2 protein-coding genes are annotated in these 1,512 nt (G+C 47.0%); both read right to left on the bottom strand.

The features are described from left to right. Positions 1-697, bottom strand: a 697-nt coding sequence (locus LC115_08275; GenBank protein MCZ2356668.1) for an N-acetylmuramoyl-L-alanine amidase, incomplete at its 3' end; no start/stop codon positions are given. A 328-nt stretch (positions 698-1,025) separates the two neighbouring features. Beyond that, a partial coding sequence (locus LC115_08270) for a hypothetical protein (GenBank protein ID MCZ2356667.1) occupies positions 1,026-1,512 on the bottom strand: 487 nt, incomplete at its 5' end.

Here is a 1,512-nt window from a genome sequence, read left to right as displayed (position 1 = left end):
CATATATAGGGAACCCATGTTTATTACACAGTTCCAAAAAGTACGCGCGTGCTTTTTTTTCGTATTCGGCGAACGGGAACGCCGGTCCCGGGTCGCACCTCTGCAGACTTAGGTTGCTGTGTTGCACCACACCTTTTTTCTGTGCCACCGCCCGTTCATACCGGTAATCAGCATGGAATTCCAGGGGGATCCCGTGATTGTAGAGGATATACGCAGTTAGTTTCGCAACCGTTTCCACCTGCTCCGGCGGATAAGGATCCCAAAATTGGTACCCTTGCCACGGTTGCGCTGATTTGAACGGCATGCCATCATCGTATATCACCCATTTCCCCCCGGCCATCCAGTAATACCGCCCGCCGGTATATTTCAGGAATGCCTTATTCGCCATTTCGCACTGTATCGCCTGCTTGTCGTACCCAGCACCCATTGCAGAGGCGTACGCCCAATAATCTTCCTCGAAAAACTGGTAGAGAGTCCCATCTTTATCGGCGGCGAACATAGTTGCAATTGCTCCCTGTCTATCATTCTGCCAGACCTGTCGCAGATATTTCACAGAAGAGCTCTGGGTGCAATGCAGAACGAAATTACCGCCCTGTTTGCTTGTTTTTTGCACAATATATTCGCCTGCTGGGAGCGGGTCGAAAACATATTTCAAATCAGTGTAGCATTCCGTAATTCGCTTAAATTTTCGTGTCATTTCCGTATTCTCCAAATGAAATAATATCCGATAATGAAACCGGCGCTAAAACAAAAATAAATAATAACAGCGTCCCACCACCATACAAGAACGGGGGTGTAAAGTAGAACACCTGCAATAATTGCGCAAACCATGCAAAATTTCATCAGGTGCCACCCGCCTGCTATGAAGGTAAGAACATGTTTTAAAAGCCAACTTCGCAAGCGTGGCATCCAGGAGCCCCGTTCCAACCACCACTCGGTCTGAAATACAAAATGGCTTGCGTTGAATTTTATTTCGTCCATTGCGCCGTTAAGGATTCCGGCGAGAAAAAAAAGGATAAAAGTGCTCAAAGTGCCAACAAACCTCCAATTGTAAGAACCGCCGTCGTAATTGCGCCAAACATGAATGTATCATACCATGGCTGTTCAATTTCCGTAATGGTCTCAACTCTGATTGTATCTACTGTGGTGAGCTTGAGTGTGTCAATACGGGTGATTTCTCTTAAAATCTGCACCGGCTCTATCTCAACACGAATGGAATCCGTCGCCGGAAAAGTAGTAACCTGTGCCTTGCTGCCTTCTGGTGTCTCAATTTTGTACTGCGAACTATCGGCGCCAAATTGTTCAACCGGCGGTGTGGTGGAAACATAAACTGGGAATGGAACAAATTTTGTGATGGTGTCAGGCACGCCGGGGATGAACAAAGTATCGGTTTTCCCCGGTAAATAAACGGTGCGTTCTTTTATGGTGGGTGGCGGCGCCGGTTTTATAAAAGCAAAATAAATTACTGCAAGGGCAAAAACACCGGCAACCACCCAGCTAATCTTTGTTGTC

The sequence above is a fragment of the Bacteroidia bacterium genome (genome assembly GCA_026932145.1).
Lineage (GTDB): Bacteria > Bacteroidota > Bacteroidia > J057 > JAIXKT01 > JAIXKT01.
Note: the sequence above shows the minus strand (reverse complement) of the source record. Positions and strands in the feature narration are given on the sequence as shown.